This window comes from Terrabacter sp. AAH1 (genome assembly GCF_054456855.1).
Genome location: NZ_JBTJJV010000004.1, coordinates 259,325 through 282,436, shown reverse-complemented (window position 1 = coordinate 282,436; position 23,112 = coordinate 259,325). Strand labels below are relative to the sequence as shown.

Genomic DNA, 23,112 nt, shown 5'->3' with positions numbered 1-23,112 from the left:
CACCCTACAGAGGGTGACCGGGGGTCGCCGTGGTGGCACTCCGTGGAGCGCCGGGGTCAGCGCTGGGTGGGCGGCTCGGGGCTGGACCCCGGAAGGTCCTCGGGGGCCGCGATGTCGGCCGGCGGCGACGCAGGCGGCGCCGGCGGCAGGGCTCCGGGCGTCGGCGGGGCTGCTGCTGGCGGCGGCGGGACGTCGGCTCCGCCGGGGCGGACCGGAGGCTGCTGCCGACCGATGGGGGCGGCGTGCTCGGTCGACTCGGCGCTGGCGGCAGCCGCCTGGCCGCGGGCCTCGGCGAGGGCCTTGGCGGAGTCCTCGAGGATCGTCTCGGCGAAGGCGTCCTCCTCGGCGTCCGTCGTCGGCACCCACGGCTCGTCGTCGTCGCCCTGCCGCGGCTCGGTGCCACCGAGGGCGTTGCCGATGCCCTTGAGGGCGTCGGTCAGCTCGGAGGGGACGATCCACATCTTGTTGCTGTCGCCGCGCGCGAGCTGCGGCAGCACCTGGAGGTACTGGTAGGCGAGCAGCTTCTGGGTCGGCTTGCCGCGGTGGATGGCCGAGAAGACCTGCTGGATGGCGCGGGCCTGGCCCTGGGCCTCGAGGATGCGCGCCTGGGCGGAACCCTCGGCGCGCAGGATCTGGCTCTGCTTCTCACCCTCGGCGGTGAGGATGGCCGACTGCTTGACGCCCTCGGCGGTGAGGATGGCCGCGCGACGGTCGCGCTCGGCGCGCATCTGCTTCTCCATCGAGTCCTGCACCGAGTGGGGCGGGTCGATGGCCTTGAGCTCGACACGGTTGACGCGGATGCCCCACTTGCCGGTGGCCTCGTCGAGGACTCCGCGCAGCTGGCCGTTGATCTGGTCGCGGCTCGTCAGCGTCTGCTCGAGGTCGAGAGAGCCGATGACGTTGCGGAGGGTCGTGACCGTCAGCTGCTCGATGCCCTGGATGAAGTTGGCGATCTCGTAGACGGCCGCCTTGGCGTCGATGACGGAGTAGTAGATGACGGTGTCGATGCTCACGACGAGGTTGTCGGAGGTGATGACGGGCTGGGGCGGGAACGACACGACCTGCTCACGGAGGTCGATGTTCGCCCGGACCTTGTCGACGAACGGCACCAGGAAGTGGATGCCGGCCGTGAGGGTCTTGTTGTAGCTGCCGAGCCGCTCGACGATCTGTGCCGTCTGCTGCGGCACGATGCGCACCGTGCGCAGCACCACGACGATGGCCACGATCACGATGAGGATCGGGATGATGAGTACCGGGTCCACGGACTACTCCCTGCTCTGTGCGCCCCCGAGGACGCGTGGTCTGGGCGTCCGGACCGGGCGGCCCGGACGGTTCGTCGGTCTCACTCGCCGACGAGGCGAGCGCGGCTGACGACGGCGGTGGCGCCGTCGATCGAGTCGACGACCACCTCTTCACCCGGCTCGATGCTGTCGCCGAGGGTGCGGGCCGACCAGGTCTCGCCGGCGAGCTTGACCGTGCCGCCCGCAGGGCTGACGCGGTCGAGGGCGACCGCCGACCGGCCGATGTTGGCGGCCGCGCCCATGAGCTGCTGTGGGGTGTTGGCCTGAAAGCGTTTCACCAACCAGGGACGCACGATGGCGAGCAGGGCGACCGCGACCAGGGCCGCGACGACCGCCTGCACGACGGGCGGGGCACCGAACGCGGCAGCGACCGAGCCGCCCACCGCGCCGCCGGCCAGCATGAGGAAGGTGAAGTCGACGGTCGCGGCCTCGATGGCGACGAGGACGAGCGCCACCCCCAGCCAGACCAGCCACGCGTAGCCCTCGAACACCAGTAGCCCCATATCGTCGAGCCGGCACCGTGAAGACACCGACGTCTCGTGCGTCACACCTGTGACGCTCTCGATTCTGCCTCAGTTCCCTTCGAGGACCTACGAATCGCGGGCGGTCGCGGGTTGCGATCAGGACTCGGCGCGAGCCGACCAGCGCTCACCGTGCTGCTCGAGCACAAGCGGCAACCCGAAGGTGGCGCTGAGGTTCTCGGCCGTGAGGGTGAGCGGAATGGGTCCGGCGGCCACGACCTTGCCGTCGCGGATCATCAGCACGTCGGTGAACGACGGTGGGATCTCCTCGACGTGGTGGGTGACGAGCACCATCGCCGGCGCCTCGGTGTCGGCGGCGAGGTCACCGAGCCGGCGCACGAGGTCCTCGCGGCCACCGAGGTCGAGACCTGCGGCCGGCTCGTCGAGCAGCATGAGCTCGGGGTCGGTCATCAGCGCTCGCGCGATCTGCACGCGCTTGCGCTCCCCCTCGCTGAGGGTGCCGAACGCCCGGTCTGCGAGGTGGTCGGCGCCGAGCGCCTTGAGCAGCTCCATCGCGCGCACGTAGTCCATGTGGTCGTACGTCTCGCGCCAGCGGCCGATGATGCCGTAGGAGGCGGTGACGACGACGTTGCCGACGAGCTCCGACGGCGGGATGCGCTCGGCCATCGACGAGCTCGCGAGCCCGACGCGAGGCCGCAGCTCGAAGACGTCGACCGCGCCGAGGACCTCGCCGAGAATGCCGGCGACGCCGGACGTCGGGTGCATGCGGGCGGCGGCGATCTGCAGCAGCGTCGTCTTGCCGGCACCGTTGGCGCCCAGCACGACCCAGCGCTCGCCCTCCTCCACCTCCCAGGTGACGTCGTCGAGCAGCGTCGTCGCACCGCGGCGAACGGTGACTCCGGCGAAGGCGAGGACGTCACTCATGGACCAGACCCTATGACACGGTCACCGGGCACCGGTGCGGCGCACCCCTACGATGACGACGTGCCCGAGCTGCCTGCCTCCGTCCGCCTCGCCCTGTGGGTCACGGCGTCGTGGCACGGAGGTCCGACGACGTCGGAGGCGCTGACCCGGGCCTTCCCCGACCTCGACCACGTGGCCGGTGACCTGGCCCGGCTCGACGTCTGGCGCGACCTCGGCGAGCAGGCACTCTTCGTCGCGCTCCCCCGGCCGGGCGACCTCAGCCGTATGCCGCGTGGCTCGGCGGCCGCGACCGCCCACGCCGCCGACGCCGGCGAGTGCGTCTTCGTCGCCGGCATCGGTGGTGTGCTCGTGCCCACGCTGTCGGAGTTCGGACCCGAGGGCGACATCGGCGTCCGCGCGGACTGGACGGCCTACGAGGCCGACCCCGTGCCCCGGCACCGCATGGAGATGCTCGACCTGCGAGACGTCGAGCGCGAGCTGATGCATCGGCTGCGCGAGCACACCGCCCGCTTCGAGCAGGTCGGTGGCCACCCGTGGGGCGACGAGGCCCGCGCCGAGGCGCAGGCCGACCTCGACACCGCGCTCTGGGGCATCCCGCCCGCGACCCCCGGCCGCGCCCTGCGCATCATGGCCCTCGCCGCCAACCTGTCACGCCTGGCGCACCGGACGGCAGGCCTGACGTCGCTCGGCTCGAGCGGGCTGGACGCCGACACTGCGGCGGGCCGGGGGATGCTCCTGCGCAGCCTCGCGGCCGACGCCGACTCGGCGCTCGCCGACGCGACCAACGTCGCGGTCATGACGATCGCCGGCTGGCGTCCCGCCTAGGCGGACTGCTCCTCGTCCGGTGCCGACGAGCCGAGGACGGCCGTCACTGCGCGCGCGTAGGCGCGCTCGGCGTCGATGTCGACGTGGCGCTCGAGGTCGTCGTGTGCCCCGCGGATCGTGACGGCATACCCGCCCTCGAGGCGCTCCAGCGAGACGAACGCGTCGCCGAGCAGGTCACGCAGCTGGTCCTCGCGGGGCAGCCACACGACCTTGTCCTGCTCGACGCTGTCGAGCGCCCACTCGGTCGTGCCGTTGAAGCCGATGACGTCGCCCGTCTTGAAGTGGTGCACGTCGACGGTGATCTCGCTGATGACGAAGACGTCCTCCTCCATGCCGCTCACCGGGACGACGAAACGGTCGCCCGAGCTGGGCTGCCAGACGAGGCCGGCGTCGGTGAGCCGTCGGGCGAGTTCGATGGTCAGCATGCTCCATCGTCACATCCGGCCGGTCACGGGCCAAGAAACCCTAGATTTGTCCCGTGACCGACCAGAGCGAGAAGACCGAGCGCCCCCGCCTGACCCCCCTCGACGAGACGAGCTTCGACACCGTGCTCTGCGTCGTCGCGCATCCCGACGACCTCGAGTACGGCACGGCCGCCGCGGTCGACAAGTGGGTGCGGGCCGGCAAGACGGTGACCTACCTGCTCGTCACCCGCGGCGAGGCCGGCATCGACACCATGGCGCCGGCGGAAGCCGGGCCGCTGCGCGAGGGCGAGGAGCGCGAGGGGGCGGCCCGGGTCGGGGTCGACGTCGTGGAGTTCCTCGACGGCTTCACCGACGGCGTCGTCGAGTACGGGCTGCCGCTCCGGCGCGCGATCGCCCGCGAGATCCGCATCCGGCGCCCCGACCTCGTGGTCTCGACGACGTACGCCGACCACTTCCCCGGCGGGTTCGTCAACCAGGCCGACCACCGCGCGGTCGGGCTCGCCACCGTGGACGCGAAGGCCGACGCGGGCAACCGGTGGATCTTTCCCGACCTGCTCGACGAGGCGCACGAGCCGTGGCAGGTCAAGCAGCTCTTCGTCACCGCGGATCCCGAGCCGACCCACTTCGTCGACACGTCCGACCACTTCGAGGCCGCCGTCGCCTCGCTCGAGGCCCACGACGCCTACCTCGCCGCGCTCGGCCCGGACTACCCGAAGCCGCGGGACCTGCTGCAGATGATCCTCGGAGGTCCGGCCGAGGTGACCGGGGCGACCTACTCCCTGGCGGGACGCCTCATCGGGTGACGAGCGCCTCGACCAGCGGGCGCAGGGCGCGGGCCCGCCGGGCCTGCCAGGCGCGCATGGTCGGAGCGGACGGGACCGGGTCGCGCAGCGAGTTGTGCCGGAACATGCCGGTCATCGCGACGACGAATCGTGTTGCCTCGTACGGCAGTCCGGAGAGGATCCCCTTGGCGGCCCGCAGGGCCACCGCGTCTCCCCCGACATGCCCGCAGGACACGACGTCGGCGGCCAGGCAGGCCGTGTCGAGCCACGGCGCTCCGATCGCCGCATGCGCCCAGTCGACGAGCCAGACGCCCTCGTCGTGCTCCACGACGTTGTCGCACCGGACGTCGAGGTGGACCGCGTGCGGGCCCGCGGTCCAGGTGCGCCAGCCGCGGCTCATGGCGACGAGCGGGCCGAGGTGCTCCCGTTCCCAGGGGTCGAGCACCTCGCCGGCATCCGGACGCTCGGCGAGGAGCTCCCAGCCGTCGAGCGCGGGGAGGCGGTCGACCGCCGGCGGGAATCCGTGCACGTCGGTGTGCGTGGCGAGGACGGCCACCGCCCCGGTGGCCGCGGCGAGGTGCTGCGACCGCCACGGCGGCCCCACGGCCCTCCCCGACGCGGCCTCGGTCACGATGACGACCCAGTCGCCGTGCACGACGTGCGCCAGGAGACGGGCGTGCGGCACGTCGTCGGGGACTCGTGCGAGCACCTCGATCTCGCGCGTGTAGAGCCCGTGCGCCTTCGCACTCTGTTGGGCTGCAACGGCTTTCGCGAAGACCTGGCGTCCGTCACCCAACGCCAGGACCGCCGCCGGCCCGGGCGCCATGCCGCCGTGGACGGCCTCGACCCCGACGATCGGCGCGTCCAGGACTCGCTCGACCGCGCGGACCAGCGATCGTGGGGCATCGGCCCAGTCGGATCGTGCGGTGAAGCCTGCCGGCATCAGCCGCCGAGGACTGCCCGGTAGACCTCGAGGGTGCGGTCACCGATCGACGCCCACGAGAAGGAGTCGACCGCTCGTGCGCGGCCGGCCTGCCCGAAGGCGCGCGCCCGGTCGACGTCGGACACCGCGTCGGTGAGGGCCGCAGCCAGGTCGGAGACGAACCGGTCGGGGTCGACCGGGGTTCCGGTGCCGTCGGTCACCTGCTCGATGGGCACGAGCCAGCCGGTCTCGCCGTCCACGACGACCTCGGGGATGCCACCGGTCGCGGTGGCCACCACCGCGAGCTCGCACGCCATGGCCTCGAGGTTGACGATGCCGAGCGGCTCGTAGACCGAGGGGCACGCGAAGACGGTGCCGTGGCTCAGCAGGGCGACGACCTCGTTGCGCGGCAGCATGTCGGGGATCCACATGACACCCTCGCGCTGGGCCCGCAGCTCGTTCATCAGCCTCTCGACCTCCGCCAGGATCTCGGGGGTGTCGGGCGCGCCGGCGCAGAGCACGATCTGGACGTCCGGTGGCAGCTGGGCGCAGGCCCGGAGCAGGTAGGGCAGGCCCTTCTGGCGGGTGATGCGCCCGACGAAGACGACCGACCGCTTGTCGGGGTCGAGGCCGTGCTTGCGGACGATGTCGGCGGCCTCGGGTGAGCGGTCGGCCTGCCACAGCTGCGCGTCGATCCCGTTGTGCACCACGTGGACTCGCGACGGGTCGAGCGACGGGTAGCTGCGCAGGATGTCGTCACGCATGCCCGCGCTGACGGCAACGACACCGGCGGCCGACTCGTAGGCGGTGCGCTCGGCCCACGACGACACGCGGTAGCCGCCACCGAGCTGCTCGGCCTTCCAGGGCCGCATCGGCTCGAGCGAGTGCGCGGTCACGACGTGCGGCATACCTCCGAGGAGCGACGCGAGGTGCCCGGCCATGTTGGCGTACCACGTGTGGGAGTGCACGAGGTCGGCGCCAACGCAGTCGCCGGCCATGGCGACGTCGACGCCGAGCGTCTGCATGGCTGCGTTGCTGCTCGCCAGCTCGGTGAGGTCGGCGTATGCCGTCGTGCCGGCCTCGTCGCGCGGCGCGCCGAAGCAGCGCACCTGCACGTCGATGTCGCCGCGGGCCCGCAGCGCCCGGACGAGCTCGGCCACGTGGACGCCGGCGCCTCCGTAGATGGCGGGCGGGTACTCCTTGCTGAGGATGTCGAGGCGCACACCTCGACCCTAGTGCCGTCGCAATCCCAGAGAGCGAAAAGCTCTGGCGATCTTGCGTGCTGAACCTGTCGAGGCGCCGGAGCCTGCCCTAGGGTGGCGAGCATGGCCCGACGAAGCCCAGCCGCTGGTCCGAAGGTTCTTGCGATCGTGCTCGCCGGGGGTGAGGGCAAGCGGTTGATGCCGCTCACCGCCGACCGGGCCAAACCAGCGGTGCCGTTCGCCGGCATCTACCGCCTCATCGACCTCGCCCTGTCGAACGTCGTCAACTCCGGCTACCTCCAGGTCGTCGTGCTGACGCAGTACAAGTCGCACAGCCTCGACGCCCACGTCACCAAGACGTGGCGCATGTCGACGCTCCTCGGCAACTACGTCACGACGGTGCCGGCGCAGCAGCGCGTCGACAAGAACTGGTACCTCGGCAGCGCCGACGCGATCTACCAGAGCCTCAACCTCATGCACGACGAGCGGCCCGACATCGTCGTCGTCGTCGGCGCCGACCACGTCTACCGCATGGACTTCAGCGCCATGGTCGAGCAGCACATCGAGTCGGGCGCCGCGTGCACGGTCGCCGCGATCCGGCAGCCGATCTCGCTCGCCAACCAGTTCGGGGTCATCGAGGTCGACGACGCCGACCCGTCGAAGATCGCCGCGTTCCTCGAGAAGCCCAGCGACCCGAAGGGCCTGCCCGACAACCCCGCCGAGGTGCTGGCCTCGATGGGCAACTACGTCTTCACCGCCGACGCCCTCGAGGCCGCGGTGACGGCCGACCACGACGACGCGGACTCCAACCACGACATGGGCGGCGACATCGTGCCCTACTTCGTCTCGCGGGGCGAGGCCGGCGTCTACGACTTCAAGGACAACGAGGTGCCCGGGGCGACCGACCGCGACCGCGGCTACTGGCGTGACGTCGGCACCATCGAGTCCTACTACGACGCCCACATGGACCTCATCTCGATCCACCCGGTCTTCAACCTCTACAACTACGAGTGGCCGATCTACACGCAGCACAGCCCCTACCCGCCGGCGAAGTTCGTGCACGGCAGCGGTGACCGCATCGGTGAGGCGCTCAACTCGGCGGTCTCCCCCGGCGTCGTCGTCTCCGGCGCCCACATCTACGCGTCGGTGCTGTCGCCGCTCGTGCACGTCCACTCCTACGCGAGCATCCAGGGGTCGGTGCTGCTCGACGGCGTCCAGGTGCAGAGGCACGCACAGATCCGCCGCGCGATCATCGACAAGAACGTCGTCATCCCCGAGGGCTGCCAGATCGGCATCGACCACGAGTACGACCGGGCACGGGGCTTCCACGTCACCGACACCGGGATCGTCGTCGTCGGCAAGGGCCAGGTCGTCACCCGGTGACCCCGGCGACCGACGAGGCGCCGGCAGCGCCCGCGAGCTCCGTCGACGCCCGACCGGCGCGGGTCGGCATCCAGATCCCGCCGCAGCACGCGACGTGGGCGCAGATCCGCAGCACGGCCGCGACGCTCGAGGAGATGGGCGTCGACGTCCTCCTCAACTGGGACCACTTCTTCCCCCTCAGCGGCGACCCCGGCGGCCTGCACTTCGAGTGCTGGACGATGCTCGGCGCATGGGCCGAGTCGACTGAGCGCGTCGAGATCGGCGCCCTCGTGACGTGCAACAGCTACCGCAACCCGAGCCTGCTCGCCGACATGGCCCGCACGGTCGACCACATGAGCGAGGGACGGCTGATCCTCGGCATCGGCTCGGGCTGGAAGCAGCTCGACTACGACGAGTACGGCTACGAGTTCGGCACCGCCGGTGGTCGGCTCGACAACCTGGCCCGTGACCTGCCGATCATCCGCGACCGCTGGGCCAGGCTCAACCCGCCTCCCACGCGCGACATCCCCATCCTCATCGGCGGCGGCGGCGAGAAGAAGACGCTGCGCATCGTCGCCGAGCACGCATCGATCTGGCACGGCTTCGGCGGACCTGCCGAGATCGCCCACAAGCACCGCGTGCTCGACGAGTGGTGCGCGCGCCGCGGCCGCGACCCGCTCGAGATCGAGCGGTCGGCGGGGGTCGCCTTCGTGCCGGGACGCAACCCCGACCAGTCCGGCGACTACGCCGGCAACGCGCAGCAGCTCCACGACATCGGCACCCGCCTCTTCACGGCGAGCGTCGCGGCCGCGCACCCCGACCTGGCGCGCGTGCGAGACCTGCTCCAGTGGCGCGACGAGGTCAACGCCACACGCGCGAGGTCGACCGCAGCGCCTGCCTGAGGGTATGGACCCGCCATGCTGACCGCGACCTTCTGGGGCCTGGTGGGCGGGGCCGCCCTGCTCGTCGGGGCCCTGCTCGGCCTCTACGCGCACGCCTCCAACCGCGTCATCGGCATCGTCATGGCCTTCGGCTCGGGCGTGCTCATCAGCGCTGTGGCCTTCGAGCTGACCGAGGAGGCCTTCCGGTCAGGAGGCACACTGCCCGTCGTGCTCGGCCTCGTGGGCGGGTCGCTCGTCTTCTTCGTCGGCGACTGGCTCATCGACCGGCGCGGCGGCCACCGGCGCAAGAGCCCGACCGGCACGCCGCAGCAGGGCGCGGGCGCGATGGCGCTCGTCCTCGGTGCGCTGCTCGACGGCATACCCGAGTCGGCCGCCATCGGCGTCAGCATCCTCAGCGGCGGCGAGGTCGGCATCGCCATGGTGGCGGCAGTCTTCCTCTCCAACGTGCCCGAGTCGATGTCGGCGAGTGCCGGGCTCAAGCGCGCCGGGCGCTCGAGCGGCCAGGTGCTGCGGCTGTGGCTCACCGTGACCCTCGCCTCCGGACTGGCCGCGGGTGCCGGCTACGTGCTGCTGCAGGGCGCCTCGCCCGCGGTCGTGGCGGGCATCCAGACCTTCGCCGCCGGGGCGATCATCACGATGCTGGCCGACACGATGATCCCCGAGGCGACCGAGCACGCCGGCCGGCTCGTGGGCCTCGTCACGATGATCGGCTTCGCCCTCGCCTTCCTGCTCAGCGCGCTCGGCTGAGACGGCGCTCACCACGCCCGAGCCGCCGTATGCCGGATGGCGAGGTGGCGCCCGCCCGTGCCCTCACTACGCTGACGCGGGTGACCGAAGAGAGCCGCACGCACGGGACCTCCGCAACGGACATCCAGACGCTCAGCGTCACGGTGACCGGTGACGACCGGCCCGGTGTCACCGGCACCCTGCTCGGGGCGCTGTCGGGCGTGGACGCCGAGGTGCTCGACATCCAGCAGGTCGTCGTCCACGGTCACCTCACCCTGACGGTGCTGCTGCGTCCCGGCGCGCACGTCGACCAGCTGCGAGACGCCGCGGCCGTGGCCGCCCACCGGCTGGGGCTCACGCTCACCGTCGTCGAGGGCACCGGCGACAACGCGCGTCCCCGCCAGGGCCGCGCCGCCGTCGTGGTGCTCGGCGCGCCGTTGAGCGCGGACGCCGTGTCGCTCGTGACCACCCAGATCGCCGAGCACGGCGCCAACATCGACCGCATCCGGCGCCTCTCGCGCTACCCCGTCACGACGGTCGAGTTCGACGTCTCGGGAGCGGACGTGCCGTCGCTGCGCCGCGACATGGCGCTCGTCGCGGCGTCGGAGGCCATCGACATCGCCGTCGCCCCCGGCGGCCTCGCCCGGCGCGGGCGTCGCCTCGTCGTCCTCGACGTCGACTCGACGCTGATCCAGCAGGAGGTCATCGAGCTGCTCGCCGCCCACTGCGGACGCGAGGCCGAGGTCGCCGAGGTGACGGCGCGGGCCATGGCCGGTGAGCTCGACTTCGAGGAGTCGCTCCGCGCGCGCGTCGCAACGCTCGCGGGCCTGCCCGCGAGCGTGCTCGACGAGGTGCGCGCGGCGGTGGAGCTGACCCCCGGGGCCCGCACGCTCGTGCGCACGCTCAAGCGGCTCGGCTTCACGGTCGGTCTCGTCAGCGGCGGCTTCATCGAGATCGTCGGTGACCTCGCCGCCGAGCTCGGCATCGACCACGCCCGCGCCAACCGTCTCGAGATCGTCGAAAGACACCTCACCGGGGGCGTCGTCGGCGACGTCGTCGACCGGGCCGGCAAGGCGCGCGCCCTGCGCGAGTTCGCGGAGCAGGAGGGGCTGCCCCTCAGCCGCACCGTCGCAATCGGCGACGGTGCCAACGACCTGGACATGCTCGACGCCGCCGGCCTCGGGGTCGCCTTCAACGCCAAGCCGATCGTGCAGGAGCAGGCCCAGACCTCGGTCAACGTGCCCTACCTCGACTCGGTGCTCTACCTGCTCGGGATCTCCCGCGAGGAGATCGAGGAGGCCGACATCGACGACGGCACGCCGACCCAGGCTCCGCCGGTCCCGCACCACGGTCACTAGGCTGGCGCGATGCAGACCGTGGCCACCTCGTCAGCAGCACCGAACCCTGACGGCATACGGCGCACGCTGCTCGTCATCGGTGGCGCCGAGGACCGCATCGGCCGGTCGGTCGTGCTCAAGCGCTTCGTCAAGCTCGCCGGGGGCCGGCGGTCGCACATCGTCGTCATCCCCACGGCGTCGTCGTTCGCCGACGAGGTGTCCGAGGCGTACCGCGACGTCTTCACCCGTCTGCGCGGGGGCGACGTCTCCGTGGTCAACCCGGCGACCCGACGCGACTCGAACGACCCGGCGATGGTCGAGCTGCTCGACAGCGCCACCGGCGTCTTCCTCACCGGCGGCAGCCAGGTCAAGCTCTCCCAGAACATCGTCGGCACCCCCGTGGGCGACGCGATCGTGCGGGCGTACGAGCGCGGCGCAGTCGTCGCCGGCACGTCCGCCGGCGCCTCGATCATGAGCCGCTACATGATCTCGCTCGGCGAGGAGGGGCTCACCCCACGCCAGCGCGCCAGCCAGATCTCGGCGGGGCTCGGCCTCGTCGAGGACGTCATCATCGACCAGCACTTCGACCAGCGCGGCCGCTACGGCCGGCTCATGTCGATGGTCGCCGCCTCCCCCAACCTGCTCGGCATGGGCATCGACGAGAACACTGCCGCCGAGATCCGCGGGGGCACCGTGATGTCGGTCATCGGGGCCGGCTCGATCTTCGTCGTCAACGCCCGCAACGCCATCACCGACGCGCCCGACGCCCGGCGCGGTGCGCCGCTGCTCGTCTCCGGCGCGGTGGTGCACTCGCTGCCCACGGGCAGTACGTTCGACCTGGGCCACGTCGAGCTGACCGCGTTCGTCGAACGTCACCCCGACATCGAGGGTGCGGTCGTCCCGGCGAAGGTCCGGGCGGCGCGCTCCTCGACGAGCAGCGCCGCTCGCTAGTCCAGCAGTCCCGCCCGTCCCTGAGAGTACGGTCGTGCGCGAGGTGCCCCTGCGGCATACGCACGACCACGTAGGAGGAGATCCATGGCCGTCGAGGTCCCCACCCCCACAGGCCCGGCCCGCCCGGACCTGAAGATCCTCGAGACCCGGATCTACCGCGGCCCCAACGTCTGGTCCTACCAGCAGGCCATCCACCTCGTCGTCGACCTCGGCAGCCTGGAGGAGTACCCCACGGTCTCGCTCGACGGCTTCACCGACCGGCTCATCGAGCTGGTGCCCGGCCTCGAGCGGCACACGTGCTCGCTCGGCCGGCGCGGTGGCTTCATCGAGCGGCTGCGCGAGGGCACCTGGCTCGGCCACGTCGCCGAGCACGTCGCGCTGCAGCTGCAGACCCTCGCCGGCCACGACTCGCGGCGCGGCAAGACCCGCGCGGTCAAGGGCGAGCCCGGCCACTACAACGTCATCTACAGCTACACCGACGAGACCGTCGGTGTCGCCGCGGGCAAGCTCGCCGTGCGCCTCATCAACCACCTCGTCGACGGCGAGGACGGCTTCGACTTCGAGACCGAGTTCAACGGCTTCCTCAAGCAGGCCGAGCGGGTCGCCTTCGGCCCGTCCACGGCGGCGATCCTCGAGGAGGCCGCCTCCCGCGACATCCCCTTCATCCGCCTCAACTCCGCCTCGCTCGTGCAGCTCGGGCAGGGCGTCCACGCCCAGCGCATCCGCGCCACGATGACGTCGAAGACGGGCGCCCTCGCCGTCGACATCGCGAGCGACAAGGACATGACGACCAAGCTGCTCGGCTCGGCGGGGCTGCCGGTGCCCAAGCAGGAGGCCGTACGCACCCTGCGCGGAACGCTCGACGCCGCCCGCCGCATCGGGTTCCCCGTCGTGGTCAAGCCGCTCGACGGCAACCACGGGCGCGGCGTGTGCCTCAACCTCCAGAGCGACGAGGAGGTCGAGAAGGCGTACGACATCGCCAAGGCCGAGTCGCGGCGCGGCACGATCATCGTCGAGTCGTTCGTCACCGGGCGCGACTACCGCTGCCTCATCGTCGGCGGCCGCATGCAGGCCATCGCCGAGCGCGTGCCGGCGCACGTCGTCGGCGACGGCACGCACACGGTGGCCGAGCTCGTCGACATCACGAACGCCGACCCGCGCCGCGGCGTCGGGCACGAGAAGGTGCTGACGAAGATCAAGGTCGACGCCAACGCGCTCGAGATCCTCGCCGGCCAGGGCCACACGCTCGAGTCGGTGCCGACCGAGGGCGAGATGGTCAAGCTGGCGCTCACCGGCAACATGTCGACCGGCGGCATCTCCATCGACCGCACCTTCGACGCGCACCCCGACAACGTCGAGATCGCCGAGGAGGCGGCGCGCATCGTCGGCCTCGACGTCGCCGGCATCGACTTCATCTGCCCCGACATCACCTACCCGGTGCGTGAGACGGGCGGGGCCATCTGCGAGGTCAACGCCGCGCCGGGTTTCCGCATGCACACGCACCCGACCGTCGGCGAGCCGCAGTTCATCGCGAAGCCGGTCGTCGACCTGCTCTTCCCGCCGGGCGCCCAGTCGCGCGTGCCGATCGTCGCCGTCACCGGCACCAACGGCAAGACGACGACCTCGCGCATGATCGCCCACATCTTCAAGGGCCTCGGTCGCAAGGTCGGCATGACCTCGACCGACGGCGTCGTCATCGACGAGCGGCTCGTCATCAAGGCCGACGCGTCGGGCCCGCGGTCGGCCCGGATGGTGCTGCAGAACCCTCGCGTCGACTTCGCCGTCATGGAGGTCGCCCGCGGCGGCATCCTGCGCGAGGGCCTCGGCTACGACCGCAACGACATCGCGGTCGTCACGAACATCGCCCCGGATCACTTGGGGATGAAGGGAATCGACACCCTTCGCCAGCTGGCCGACGTCAAGGCCGTCATCGTCGAGGCCGTCCCGCGCGACGGCTTCGCGGTGCTGAACGCCGACGACCCGCACGTGCGCAACATGCGCCGCAAGTGCTCGGGCGGCATCGTCTGGTTCACGATGTCCGAGCCGGGCAGCGAGGTGCGCGAGTTCGTCGACGACTACTGCCGTCGCGGCGGCCGCGCCGTCGTGCTCGAGCCCAGCGACCGCGGCGAGATGATCGTCATCAAGCACGGCCGCCGGAGCATGCAGCTCGCGTGGACGCACCTGCTGCCGTCCACGTTCGGCGGTGCGGCGCGGTTCAACGTCGCCAACGCGCTGGCCGCGGCGGGCGCCGCGTTCGCAGCGGACGCTCCCCTGCACGACATCCGCCAGGGGCTGCGCACCTTCGCGACGACGTACTACCTCTCCCCCGGCCGCCTCAACCTCGTCCAGGTCGCCAACGCCGAGGTCTTCGTCGACTACTGCCACAACGCCGCCGGCATGAAGGAGCTCGGCGCGTTCGTCGACCGCTACGCCGCGCAGAAGCAGGGCCAGGCCGACCTCGGCCGGACGTCGCGCATCGGCATGATCGGTGCGGCCGGTGACCGGCGCGACGACGACATCCGCGAGCTCGGTGCCGTCGCCGCCCAGCACTTCGACGTGCTCGTGGTGCGCGAGGACGCCCGCCTCCGAGGTCGCAAGGCCGGCGTGAGCGCCGCGCTCGTCGCCGAGGGCGCGCGTCAGGCGATGGCCGAGGGGGCGCGCTGCCGCCAGGTCGAGATCGTGCTCGACGAGCTGGAGGCGACCCGCCACGTGCTCGCCCGCACCAATCCCGGCGATCTCGTCGTCATGTGCGTCGACCAGCACTCGATGGTCGTCGCCGAGCTCGAGGAGCGCACGAAGTCGGCCCAGGCCGGTGCCCGCATCGGCACACCCGCGGCGGCGACGAGCGACCCCGACCTCGACCCGACCACCCTCACCGAGACGGCCGAGGCGGAGGGCGACGAGGCCGAGGGTGAGGCACTCGGTGCGGTCCCGGGCGAGACCCAGCCCGAGATGGCCGACGACACCGCCATCTGATCCGAGTCCCCCGACGAGTGCTCACTTTCCCACGTCGGAAGGTGAGCACTCGAGGCACCGGCCCATCGAGTGCTCAGTTCCCGACGCACCAACCCCATCGAGTGCTCAGTTTCCGACGCACCAACCCCATCGAGGGCTCAGTTCCCTGCGTCAGAAAGTGAGCACTCGACTCAGGGAGAGGTGTCGCTGAAAACCTCGCTTCCGCGTACGCGTCCGCCGACTCAGGGTCGGCCGCTCGGTCAGTCGGCGGCGGGGGCGAGCTCGTCGGCGTAGGCGCGCAGGGCCCGTCGGTAGCTCTGGGTGTCGACGTCGGTCGTCGCCTCGAGCGTCGCGCGGATGAGGTCGGCCACGGCCTGACGTTCCTGGCCGAGGTCGGCCTGCACCAGTGCCCGGAGCATGAGCGCTGCCGTGTTGTGCGGTCGCGCCTCCAGCACGTCGGTGACGAGTGCCTGTGCCTCCGCCGCGCGGCCGACGACGCGCAGGCTCGAGGCGAGCTGCAGCTGTGCCCGGTGGCGGTGCGGCTCACGCAGCCCGCCGGCGAGGGCCTGCTCGTAGAGGCCGATCGCGCCCTGCTCGTCGCCGCCGGCGTCCTTGGCGCCGGCGAGCTCGAAGACGAGGCGCGGGTCTCCGGGATGCGTGTCGACGAGCTCCTGGGCCGCGGCGGTGCGGGCGGTGTCGTCGTCCAGCTCCCACAGGGCGGCGATCTCGGCCTCGAGCTCGTGCTCGCCGCGGGCCGCGACGACCTTGCGCCGGATCGTGCGGGCATCGTCGACCTTGCCGCCGTGGTCACGGATCCAGCGGTTGACCTCGGCGCGCTCGGCGTGGCACATGAGGGCGATGACGTCGCCGTCGAGCGCGTGCGGCACGAGGGCCTCGAGCGCCTCGAGCTCGGTGTCGAAGCCGGGCACGTCGAGCACGCCGACCTTGGCGAGGCCCTCGCGGAAGAGTCCGAGGAGCTCCTCCGGCTGGCGCCCGCGCAGGTAGTGGCGGGCGATCTTCAGGACGACCTCCTCGGCGCCGTGCCCGGCGATCTCACCCATGGCGGTGATGGCATCGTCGGCGCGGTCACCCGCGCACCCCAGCCCGAGGCGTACGGCCCCGCCCGGTGCCGCGAGACCGCGCGCGACGTCGAGGAGGGCCTCGAGCCCTGCCTCGTTGTGCGCCATGTCCATGATCACGGTCGCCTTGCCGCCCTGCGGCAGCGGGAGCGAGTACGTGTTGAGCCGGCCCCAGTTGTGCTCGGGGTCGGGCGCGAAGGTGCGCAGTCCCTCGACGACGGCCGACCGCGGCACGCCGAGCCCCAGCGCGGCTGCGGCACCGGCGAGGGCGTTGGCGATGTTGTTCTGCGACAGGCCGCTCAGCGTCATCGGCACGTCGACGATCTTGACCAGCCGGTCGGGGTCGCCGTTGGGCGACAGGACGACGATCTCGCCGTCGAGCACCGTGATGCCGCGCCCGCCGGAGTTGATCGACTCCCACAGCGCCGGTGACGCGGGGTCGAGGCTGAACGCCCACGGCTTGGCCTTGATGCCGAAGCGCATCGCCCAGACGCGGGGGTCGTCACCGTTGAGCACGACCCAGCCCTGCGGCTTCGTGACGGTGGTGACGATGGCCTTGACCTCCGCGAGCTGGTCGAGGGTGTCGATGCCCTGCAGGCCGAGGTGGTCGGCGCTGACGTTGGTGACGACGCTGACGTCGTTGGCGGTGACGCCCATGCCCTTGAGCAGCATGCCGCCTCGGGCCGTCTCGAGGATGCCGATGTCGAGGCCCGGGGTCTCGAGCACGCCGCGCGCGCCGGCAGGTCCGGAGAAGTCGCCCTCCTCCTTCGTCTCGCCCATGACGACGACGCCGTCGGTCGAGCTCCACGCCGTCGTGAGGCCGGCGGTCATGCACATGTGAGCCATGAGGCGGGTGGTCGTCGTCTTGCCGTTGGTGCCGGTGACGGACGCGACGGGCACCGTCGGCGTGATGACGCTCGGCCCCGGGCCGTCGGGCGCCGCCATGATGACCGCGGCGACCTCCTCTATGACGTCGTCGACACGGCGCGACGGGTCGAGCAAACCCGCCATGACGGCGCCGAACTGCTCTCCCGCGACGCGACCGCGCGTGCGGTGCACCCACGGGAAGGCGAGCACGACGTCCTCGACCGTCTGGCCGGCCCGCACGCGTACGCCGAGTCGTCCAGCGCCGATCTCGGTGCCGACGCGGCGCGTGACGTTGCGGATGAGGCGCATGACGAAGCGCTGGCGCAGCGCCGTGCCGCGCTTGCCCGGGCGGGCCGAGCGCATGCCGAGGCGGCGGGCGAGCGTCTCCGCCTCGGTGCGCTTGAGGTCGAGGTAGCCGGGCAGGTGCAGGATCACCTTGATCGCAGGCCGCGCGAAGTAGAGGTTGGGTCCGTCGAGGACTCGCACCTCGTCGACCCTGACCGGGGCCACCGCCACTGGCGCGTCGTCCGTCTGGTTCTGCGTGTCGTCGGTCGGCAGGGTGGTGGACTCGGTCCCGGCGTGAGGCATGGGCAGGACTCTAGCGAGAGCGGGCGAGGCCTCGCCCGGTCACCACTTGTGCCTCCCTGCCCGCCTTGCTGACCACCTCAGCGCCCGCCTTACTGCCCCATCGCGTGGACGCCGCCGTCGACGTGCACGATCTCGCCCGTCGTCGCCGGGAACCAGTCGGAGAGCAGCGCCGCGCACGCCTTCGCGGCGGGCACCGGGTCGTTGACGTCCCAGCCGAGCGGGGCGCGCTCGTCCCAGATCTGCTCGAACTGCTCGAAGCCGGGGATCGACTTGGCGGCGGTGGTGCGGATCGGGCCGGCCGCGACGAGGTTGCACCGCACCGACTTGGGGCCGAGGTCGCGCGCGAGGTAGCGGTTGGTCGACTCGAAGGCGGCCTTCGCGACGCCCATCCAGTCGTAGACCGGCCAGGCGAACTTCGCGTCGAAGGTGAGCCCGACGACGCTGCCGCCCTCGGGCATGAGCGGCAGCGTGGCGACGGCCAGCGCCTTGAGGCTGTACGCGGAGATCTGCACGGCCGTCGAGACGTCCTCCCACGTGCCCTCGAGGAAGTTGAAGGCGCCCTGCGGGGCGAAGCCGATCGAGTGGAGCACGCCGTCGAGGCCGTCGACGTGCTCGCGCAACCGGTCGGCCAGCGTGTCGAGGTGCTCCTGGTCGGCGACGTCGAGCTCGATGACGACCGGCGTCTCGGGCAGCCGCTTGGCGATGGTCTGCGTGATCTTCATCGTGCGGCCGAAGGAGGTGAGGATGACCGTCGCGCCCTCCTCCTGCGCCAGCTTGGCGACGTGGAACGCGATGGAGCTGTCCATGAGGACGCCGGTGATGAGCAGCTTCTTGCCTTCGAGGATTCCCATGCCTGCGACTTTCTCGTGTGGGTGGGGAAGGGTGGGGACGCTTGGAGCGCAACGACATTCACGGCATACGGCCGTATGCCGTCGGGTGCGGTCAGTGCCCCATGCCGAGCCCGCCGTCGACGGGGATGACGGCGCCCGTGATGTAGGCGGCGTCGTCGCTGGCGACGAAACGCACGACGGACGCGACCTCCTCGGGCGTCGCGAAGCGGCCGGCGGGGATGTTGGCGAGGTACTGCTTCTTCTGGTCGTCGGGCAGCACGGCCGTCATCTCGGTGTCGATGAAGCCGGGGGCGACGACGTTGGCGGTGATGCCGCGGCCGCCGAGCTCACGCGAGATGGAGCGCGCCAGTCCGACGAGGCCCGACTTGGAGGCGGCGTAGTTGGCCTGTCCCGGGGAGCCGTAGAGGCCGACGACGCTGCTGATGAGGACGATGCGGCCCTTGCGCTTGCGGATCATGCCGGTGGCGGCGCGGCGGGCGCAGCGGAAGGCGCCGGCGAGGTTCGTGTCGATGACGGAGTCGAACTCGTCGTCGGTCATGCGCATGAGGAGGGTGTCGCGGGTGATGCCGGCGTTGGCGACGAGCACCTCGACGGGGCCGCCGAAGATCTCCTCGGCGGCCTTGAACGCCGCGTCGACGGAGGTCGAGTCGGTCACTTCGCAGACGACGCCCTTAAGGCCCTCCGGTGGCTGGCCGGAACGGTGGGTGATGACGACGTTGTCGTCGGCGTCGGCGAACGCGCGGGCGATCGCGAGGCCGATGCCGCGGTTGCCGCCGGTGACGAGCACGTTGCGCGGCGTGGTGCTGGTGGGTCCGGGGGTGGCCGTGGGTGCCGTCTCCGCGGTCGTTGACACAGTGCGTTCCTCCATCCGTCCGGCGGTGCCGGAGTCTCGGTCCTGCCCCGAAACCTAACGGACTACCGAAGGGTAGACAGCACGGTCCATGCCCGCCCGGCGGGCTTATGGTGGATGGGTGCCAAGAGCCCACCACGAACCCGTCGTGCACACCGTCACGTCGGCGCCGTCCTCCACGACCGACGACCAGGACAAGCGCATCAAGCGCTACCTCACGATGATGGGGATCCGCGTCGCCCTCTTCGGGCTCGTCTTCGTGACCTCGGGTTGGCTGCGCTGGGCGGCGGTGCTCGGCGCCGTCATCATCCCCTACATCGCCGTGGTCATCGCGAACGCGGTCGCGCCGCGGCAGCCCGGCGACCTGCAGACGGTGACGCCGCAGGACGACATCCGCCGCATCCAGCAGTGAGCGGGCTCTTCGAGGCTGCCTCCGCGTCGGAGGCCGCCGATCACGTGTGCAGTGCGAAGGGGTGTCGGGCGACCGCTCGGCACGCGGTCGTGTGGAACAACCCCAAGCTGCACAAGCCGGAGCGGCGAAAGGTCTGGCTGGCGTGCGACGAGCACGAGAAGTCGCTGGCCGACTTCGTGGCGCTGCGCGGATTCCTCATCGAGGTGGTGCCCGTCGAGGCGCTCACCTCGGCTGACGGTTAGAGCTGCTCGAACCCGGCCGTACGCGTACGGCTCGGTTGGGTGAGGGGTGAGCCGGTCACCCGGTCAGCCGCCGATGGCGGACATGGGCCGCTCGGGCTGGACGAAGTCGGGGTCGCCGATGCCGTGGCCCTTGCGCTTGCGCCACATCTCACCGCGCATGAGGTCGAGCAGCTCGTCGTCGCTGGCGCCGTCGCGCATGGGACCGCGGAGGTCGGTCTCGGTGTTGGAGAAGAGGCAGTTGCGCACCTGGCCGTCGGCGGTGAGGCGCGTGCGGTCGCAGGCCGCGCAGAACGGGTTGGAGACGCTGGCGATGATGCCGACGGTCTCGGGGCCACCGTCGACGAGGAACCGCTCGGCGGGGGCGCTCCCCCGGTCGGCCGCCGGCAGCGGCGTCAGCTCCCAGCGCTCGGAGAGCCTGGCGTGGATCTCGCCCGCGCTGATCATGGTGGAACGGTCCCAGGCGTGCTGGGCGTCGAGCGGCATCTGCTCGATGAACCGCAGCTCGTAGCCACGCTCGAGGCACCAGGCGAGCACGTCGGCGACGGAGTCGTCGTTGATGCCGCGCATGGCGACCGCGTTGACCTTGACCGGGGTGAGGCCCGCGTCGGCTGCCGCCTTGAGGCCCGCCTCGACGTCGGCCAAGCGGTCGCGGCGGGTCAGCTGGGTGAAGGTCTCGGCGTCGATGGTGTCGAGGCTGACGTTGACGCGGTCGAGGCCCGCCATCTTCAGCCCGCGGGCGACCCGCTCGAGCCCGACGCCGTTGGTCGTCATCGCGATCTTCGGCCGTGGCTCGAGCGCGGCGATGCCGGCTACGAGCTCGACGAGGGAACGCCGCAGTAGCGGCTCTCCCCCGGTCAGGCGCACCTGGGTGACGCCGTCGCGGACGAAGAGGCCGATGAGCCGGAGCATCTCCTCGTCGGTGAGCATCTCGGCCTTCGGCATCCACGGCAGGCCCTCGGCGGGCATGCAGTAGGTGCAGCGCAAGTTGCAGCGGTCGGTCACGGACACGCGCAGGTCACGCGCCACCCGGCCGAACTGGTCGGCCAGGCCTGCCGGTCGAACGCTCGGGTCGGGAAGGGCGGTCATACCCTCCACTCTAAGCCGGGGAGGCGAGACAACCCCGCATGAAGGCTCTCGTCACCCGTCGCGGCCGCGAGGGCGTCGGAAGGGACGGTGCCTTCTCGAGCGCCAGACCTGGGAGCAAACTGCCACCGAGCACGCGCGTCGGTCCCGGGCGGGGACAGCCACACGGCCACTCGAGCGATATCCGAAATGCCCTCGAGCTCCTGCCCCACACCGCGAAGCGGCGGTGTCCTGCGGGCGCGAGGCCACCGGCCTACCTGGGAATGAACCGATTCTGGTGATGGCTTCTTCTTCGTGCGTCGCGTTGCCACGGCGGCTGCGCCTGGATCTTGCGGCCGTTTGTGCCCGAGCAGCTTGAGCAAGGAGGTCCCATCTTGCCTCCGGCCGAGTCGAGAGAGAACGCGATGCGTCAGTCGCCGAGCCGAAGATCGTTCGCGGTTGGAGCCTTGTCGGAATCCCAGATGCGCGCGTAGGCGTGCTCGACTATGGGCCAGATTGTCTGGACGCCGTCATCGACCGAACCTATGTCGCCGGCAACGTCGCCGAAGACGACGAACTCGTGTGGGATGACGCGGCCCGCAGCGTCACGGCGTCCTACGGGATCCGGAAAGCGCAGCGCGAGATGCCTGCTTTCTCGACGCCATGCGGTGGGGTGGTCGGCGAGTCCAGCGAATGCTCGCTCGTATGCGGGCAGCGGGTCATCAAATCCGGCGTCGAGCAGGAACCGAAAACCCCAGGAATGACCGCGCGTAGCCCAGATGAACTGCGTTGGACGCGGAGGCGCAGTGCTCACTTCTGGGTCCGGATCACCTTGTCGGCCACGCCCTGCTCCAAGTCCAGCTTGAACTGGGTCAGCGTGGCTCGCAGGTAGTTGTGCTGCATGCGCGCTTGCTCATTTATCTCCTTGAGCTTCGGCCCAGCGATCTTGATCGCGGCGGCTAATGCCGGCAACGCCTTGATCACGAACTCTGCCCGCTTGTCTGCCTTGGCGACCTTTCTCAGGAGCTTCTCGACGGTGGCGAACTTTGCGCCGGTCAACGCTGCGGCAATCACATCGGCACCGTCGGCAAGCGAGTCCACCACCTGCCGCGGTATCGTCATCCGCTCTTCCCACAGGACGCGGCGCTGCAACGGCAGTAGGGACGCAACGGGGAGAATCAGGTCGAGTCCGACGCGCTGCGTGACATCGATGTCGACCGGCTCCATGTCATCCGGTTTGAGCTCGAACTTGGCGGACGACAGCAGCATGAAGTCCTCACCGACCGAGAGCGCGTCCGGTGCGCTGATGAGTTCTGCGATGGTGGTTCTGAGGCGTTCGAGGTCGTCGGCGGCCTTGAGGATGACGAGATCGCGGAACGTGGCGACGTCCCAGTCTGGAAACAGGTCCGCCTTGGACAGAGCTAGAATCCATATTCGAGGGAACTCGATCAGCGGACCTTCCTTTGCGAGGAGGTCGTCCTTGAGGCGCAAGAGGTTCTGGCGGAAATTGCCGAGGAGTGCCTTGAGGTAGCGCTCCTCCTCCCCGGCGTAATCGAGCAACTTCTGACCGTCGACCAAGAGAAGCGCGACATCCGACCGAAGGAGCGAGATGAAGGTGTCCGCGCGTCGGTTGCTTTCCTCGATGCTGCTCGGGTCTTCCTCAAACCACTCACCGGGGTAGTCATGCCACGCGAGGCGCAGTTCGTCGAAAGGTTGCTTCTTCGTCTGGTCGTCGTCTCCGCCCTTGAGCTTGACGGCGAACTCGTAGGTCGTGTTGGCGAATCTGGTCGGCATCGGAGCAGTCGCGCTGTCACGCATGCCGAGGTAGTTCTGATACAGGCGGTGGCCCTGGCCGGTCTGTCGAGCGACCAGGTCCCACAGATCGTTCTCGTAGGAGCCCTCCTGCGTTGGCCCGAAGAACGAGGAGACCAACACGGTCTTGCCGGAGCCGGCTTCGCCGAAGACAGCGATGTGCTGCTCTCGAACTCTGGGGTACTTCGCCATGCCGCGAAACCTATCCCAGACCGCAGAGGGCATCAGCGGAGCAACGCCCTGCGTCACTTCG

At 70.8% G+C, this 23,112-nt stretch carries 22 protein-coding genes; 10 read left to right on the top strand and 12 right to left on the bottom strand.

The features are described 5' to 3' along the window. Nucleotides 1-56: 56 nt before the first annotated feature. The 3 genes from ACXR8F_RS09335 to ACXR8F_RS09325 form a co-directional block, all read right to left on the bottom strand. Complete coding sequence (locus ACXR8F_RS09335) at nucleotides 57-1,262, bottom strand: SPFH domain-containing protein (protein WP_045188162.1); 1,206 nt, start codon at nucleotides 1,260-1,262, stop codon at nucleotides 57-59. Nucleotides 1,263-1,342: 80 nt separating this feature from the next. Further along, the gene (locus ACXR8F_RS09330; protein WP_045188164.1) at nucleotides 1,343-1,804 is read right to left on the bottom strand and encodes an NfeD family protein; all 462 of its coding nucleotides are present in this window, start codon (nucleotides 1,802-1,804) and stop codon (nucleotides 1,343-1,345) included. Nucleotides 1,805-1,921: 117 nt separating this feature from the next. After that, entirely contained in the window at nucleotides 1,922-2,707 is a 786-nt protein-coding gene (locus ACXR8F_RS09325) for an ABC transporter ATP-binding protein (protein WP_045188167.1), read from the bottom strand. Nucleotides 2,708-2,767: 60 nt separating this feature from the next. On the opposite strand from ACXR8F_RS09325, the gene ACXR8F_RS09320 reads away from it, so the two are divergent. Further along, entirely contained in the window at nucleotides 2,768-3,532 is a 765-nt protein-coding gene (locus ACXR8F_RS09320; protein WP_458799918.1) for a hypothetical protein, read from the top strand. Here the strand turns inward: ACXR8F_RS09320 and ACXR8F_RS09315 are convergent. Next, nucleotides 3,529-3,957 carry a pilus assembly protein CpaE gene (locus tag ACXR8F_RS09315; protein WP_458799916.1) on the bottom strand — a complete coding sequence of 143 codons (429 nt, stop codon included), beginning with the start codon at nucleotides 3,955-3,957 and terminating at the stop codon, nucleotides 3,529-3,531. The two genes, ACXR8F_RS09320 and ACXR8F_RS09315, sit on opposite strands and share 4 nt — an antisense overlap. Nucleotides 3,958-4,010: 53 nt before the next feature. Between ACXR8F_RS09315 and ACXR8F_RS09310 the strand changes: the two genes are divergently transcribed. Beyond that, complete coding sequence (locus tag ACXR8F_RS09310) at nucleotides 4,011-4,760, top strand: PIG-L deacetylase family protein (protein ID WP_458799915.1); 750 nt, start codon at nucleotides 4,011-4,013, stop codon at nucleotides 4,758-4,760. On the opposite strand, the gene ACXR8F_RS09305 is transcribed toward ACXR8F_RS09310, so the two are convergent. Further along, nucleotides 4,750-5,682, bottom strand: coding sequence for a phosphotransferase family protein (locus ACXR8F_RS09305; RefSeq protein WP_458799913.1), 933 nt, complete (start codon nucleotides 5,680-5,682; stop codon nucleotides 4,750-4,752). The genes ACXR8F_RS09310 and ACXR8F_RS09305 overlap by 11 nt on opposite strands. Further along, the gene (gene glgA / locus ACXR8F_RS09300; RefSeq protein ID WP_458799911.1) at nucleotides 5,682-6,884 is read right to left on the bottom strand and encodes a glycogen synthase; all 1,203 of its coding nucleotides are present in this window, start codon (nucleotides 6,882-6,884) and stop codon (nucleotides 5,682-5,684) included. Before glgA ends, ACXR8F_RS09305 begins: the two co-directional genes overlap by 1 nt. Before the next feature lie 102 nt (nucleotides 6,885-6,986). Between glgA and glgC the strand changes: the two genes are divergently transcribed. From glgC to cphA, 6 genes are all read left to right on the top strand, one after another. Then, a complete protein-coding gene (gene glgC / locus ACXR8F_RS09295) occupies nucleotides 6,987-8,246 on the top strand; it encodes a glucose-1-phosphate adenylyltransferase (RefSeq protein ID WP_045188177.1) in 1,260 nt (419 codons plus the stop codon). Continuing rightward, nucleotides 8,243-9,127, top strand: coding sequence for an LLM class F420-dependent oxidoreductase (locus ACXR8F_RS09290; RefSeq protein ID WP_458799908.1), 885 nt, complete (start codon nucleotides 8,243-8,245; stop codon nucleotides 9,125-9,127). The genes glgC and ACXR8F_RS09290 overlap by 4 nt, the downstream gene beginning before the upstream one ends. Before the next feature lie 15 nt (nucleotides 9,128-9,142). After that, complete coding sequence (locus ACXR8F_RS09285) at nucleotides 9,143-9,874, top strand: ZIP family metal transporter (RefSeq protein WP_045188181.1); 732 nt, start codon at nucleotides 9,143-9,145, stop codon at nucleotides 9,872-9,874. Nucleotides 9,875-9,954: 80 nt separating this feature from the next. After that, nucleotides 9,955-11,211: a phosphoserine phosphatase SerB gene (gene serB / locus ACXR8F_RS09280; protein WP_458799907.1), complete on the top strand. Its 1,257-nt coding sequence runs from the start codon at nucleotides 9,955-9,957 to the stop codon at nucleotides 11,209-11,211. Between the two features lie 9 nt (nucleotides 11,212-11,220). After that, nucleotides 11,221-12,141 carry a cyanophycinase gene (locus ACXR8F_RS09275; RefSeq protein ID WP_045188185.1) on the top strand — a complete coding sequence of 307 codons (921 nt, stop codon included), beginning with the start codon at nucleotides 11,221-11,223 and terminating at the stop codon, nucleotides 12,139-12,141. Nucleotides 12,142-12,225: 84 nt separating this feature from the next. Next, on the top strand, nucleotides 12,226-15,117 hold the full coding sequence (gene cphA / locus ACXR8F_RS09270) for a cyanophycin synthetase (RefSeq protein ID WP_458799905.1): 2,892 nt from the start codon (nucleotides 12,226-12,228) through the stop codon (nucleotides 15,115-15,117). A gap of 239 nt (nucleotides 15,118-15,356) precedes the next feature. Here cphA and ACXR8F_RS09265 read toward each other — a convergent pair whose 3' ends face one another. The 3 genes from ACXR8F_RS09265 to fabG all read right to left on the bottom strand — a co-directional run bounded on the left by ACXR8F_RS09265 (nucleotide 15,357) and on the right by fabG (nucleotide 19,349). Beyond that, nucleotides 15,357-17,630: a tetratricopeptide repeat protein gene (locus ACXR8F_RS09265; RefSeq protein ID WP_458799903.1), complete on the bottom strand. Its 2,274-nt coding sequence runs from the start codon at nucleotides 17,628-17,630 to the stop codon at nucleotides 15,357-15,359. 89 nt (nucleotides 17,631-17,719) lie between these two features. Continuing rightward, a complete protein-coding gene (gene fabI, locus ACXR8F_RS09260) occupies nucleotides 17,720-18,481 on the bottom strand; it encodes an enoyl-ACP reductase FabI (RefSeq protein WP_458799901.1) in 762 nt (253 codons plus the stop codon). A 91-nt stretch (nucleotides 18,482-18,572) separates the two neighbouring features. Then, nucleotides 18,573-19,349, bottom strand: a complete 777-nt coding sequence (fabG, locus tag ACXR8F_RS09255; protein WP_458799899.1) for a 3-oxoacyl-ACP reductase FabG — start codon at nucleotides 19,347-19,349, stop codon at nucleotides 18,573-18,575. Between the two features lie 103 nt (nucleotides 19,350-19,452). On the opposite strand from fabG, the gene ACXR8F_RS09250 reads away from it, so the two are divergent. After that, complete coding sequence (locus ACXR8F_RS09250; RefSeq protein ID WP_458799897.1) at nucleotides 19,453-19,743, top strand: DUF3099 domain-containing protein; 291 nt, start codon at nucleotides 19,453-19,455, stop codon at nucleotides 19,741-19,743. Next, nucleotides 19,740-19,985, top strand: coding sequence for a hypothetical protein (locus tag ACXR8F_RS09245; protein ID WP_458799895.1), 246 nt, complete (start codon nucleotides 19,740-19,742; stop codon nucleotides 19,983-19,985). The genes ACXR8F_RS09250 and ACXR8F_RS09245 overlap by 4 nt, the downstream gene beginning before the upstream one ends. 63 nt (nucleotides 19,986-20,048) lie before the next feature. Here ACXR8F_RS09245 and moaA read toward each other — a convergent pair whose 3' ends face one another. The 3 genes from moaA to ACXR8F_RS09230 form a co-directional block, all read right to left on the bottom strand. Then, a complete protein-coding gene (gene moaA, locus ACXR8F_RS09240; protein ID WP_458799893.1) occupies nucleotides 20,049-21,071 on the bottom strand; it encodes a GTP 3',8-cyclase MoaA in 1,023 nt (340 codons plus the stop codon). 406 nt (nucleotides 21,072-21,477) lie between these two features. Beyond that, nucleotides 21,478-21,861 carry a hypothetical protein gene (locus tag ACXR8F_RS09235; protein WP_458799892.1) on the bottom strand — a complete coding sequence of 128 codons (384 nt, stop codon included), beginning with the start codon at nucleotides 21,859-21,861 and terminating at the stop codon, nucleotides 21,478-21,480. Beyond that, nucleotides 21,858-23,051 (bottom strand): TRAFAC clade GTPase domain-containing protein, encoded by a 1,194-nt coding sequence (locus ACXR8F_RS09230; protein ID WP_458799890.1) that lies wholly within the window; start codon nucleotides 23,049-23,051, stop codon nucleotides 21,858-21,860. Before ACXR8F_RS09230 ends, ACXR8F_RS09235 begins: the two co-directional genes overlap by 4 nt. Between the last annotated feature and the right edge of the window lie 61 nt (nucleotides 23,052-23,112).

Coding starts and splice junctions, on each gene's coding strand:
- ACXR8F_RS09330 (WP_045188164.1), bottom strand. CDS start 1,804: ATGGGGCTACTGGTGTTCGAGGGCTACGCGTGGCTGGTCTGGCTGGGG.
- ACXR8F_RS09325 (WP_045188167.1), bottom strand. CDS start 2,707: ATGAGTGACGTCCTCGCCTTCGCCGGAGTCACCGTTCGCCGCGGTGCG.
- ACXR8F_RS09315 (WP_458799916.1), bottom strand. CDS start 3,957: ATGCTGACCATCGAACTCGCCCGACGGCTCACCGACGCCGGCCTCGTC.
- ACXR8F_RS09305 (WP_458799913.1), bottom strand. CDS start 5,682: ATGCCGGCAGGCTTCACCGCACGATCCGACTGGGCCGATGCCCCACGA.
- glgC (WP_045188177.1), top strand. CDS start 6,987: ATGGCCCGACGAAGCCCAGCCGCTGGTCCGAAGGTTCTTGCGATCGTG.
- ACXR8F_RS09285 (WP_045188181.1), top strand. CDS start 9,143: ATGCTGACCGCGACCTTCTGGGGCCTGGTGGGCGGGGCCGCCCTGCTC.
- ACXR8F_RS09275 (WP_045188185.1), top strand. CDS start 11,221: ATGCAGACCGTGGCCACCTCGTCAGCAGCACCGAACCCTGACGGCATA.
- cphA (WP_458799905.1), top strand. CDS start 12,226: ATGGCCGTCGAGGTCCCCACCCCCACAGGCCCGGCCCGCCCGGACCTG.
- ACXR8F_RS09265 (WP_458799903.1), bottom strand. CDS start 17,630: ATGCCTCACGCCGGGACCGAGTCCACCACCCTGCCGACCGACGACACG.
- fabI (WP_458799901.1), bottom strand. CDS start 18,481: ATGGGAATCCTCGAAGGCAAGAAGCTGCTCATCACCGGCGTCCTCATG.
- fabG (WP_458799899.1), bottom strand. CDS start 19,349: ATGGAGGAACGCACTGTGTCAACGACCGCGGAGACGGCACCCACGGCC.
- moaA (WP_458799893.1), bottom strand. CDS start 21,071: ATGACCGCCCTTCCCGACCCGAGCGTTCGACCGGCAGGCCTGGCCGAC.
- ACXR8F_RS09230 (WP_458799890.1), bottom strand. CDS start 23,051: ATGGCGAAGTACCCCAGAGTTCGAGAGCAGCACATCGCTGTCTTCGGC.